The sequence below is a fragment of the Mycobacteroides franklinii genome (assembly GCF_001853795.1).
In the GTDB taxonomy this organism is placed as follows: domain Bacteria; phylum Actinomycetota; class Actinomycetes; order Mycobacteriales; family Mycobacteriaceae; genus Mycobacterium; species Mycobacterium franklinii.
Window position 1 is genome coordinate 1 of sequence record NZ_MLIK01000016.1, and the last position, 466, is coordinate 466.

The 466-nt window shown below is 61.6% G+C and carries 1 protein-coding gene; it reads right to left on the bottom strand.

Annotated features, from left to right (window positions below; all coding sequences use genetic code 11):
• Positions 1 to 466 (bottom strand): ABC transporter permease (locus tag BKG76_RS07100; protein ID WP_165611505.1); only part of this gene is annotated, 466 nt, incomplete at both ends.

Below are 466 nucleotides of genomic sequence, written 5' to 3' on the forward strand. Positions count from 1 at the left end.
CGCCCAGCCGATTCCGGTGAGAACGAGAACCACCACCCAGTGCCGCACCTCTTGGTCAGCGCCCAGCAGCGGTGCACGCACGATGTCCAGATAGTGCAGCAGCGGGTTGATCTCGACGATCTTGGCCCAGGATCCGGCGCCCTGCTGCTGCAGCGTCGACTCGTTCCAGATGATCGGAGTCATGAAGAACAGCAGCTGCACCAGCGAGGCCAGCAGCGGCCCGATGTCGCGGTACCGGGTGGCCAGGATGCCGAAACAGATTGACACCCAAACGCAATTGAGCACGATCAGGCCCAGCGCCGGAATGACCGCGAGGTCCGTCCATTTCCAGGGCTTGGGATAGATGATCGCGATGATCACGAAGATGACGATGTTGTGGCCGAACAGGATCAGCTGCCGCCACACCAGCCGGTAGACGTGGACCGACAACGGCGTCGGAAGTTGTTTGATCAGGCCTTCGTTCGCG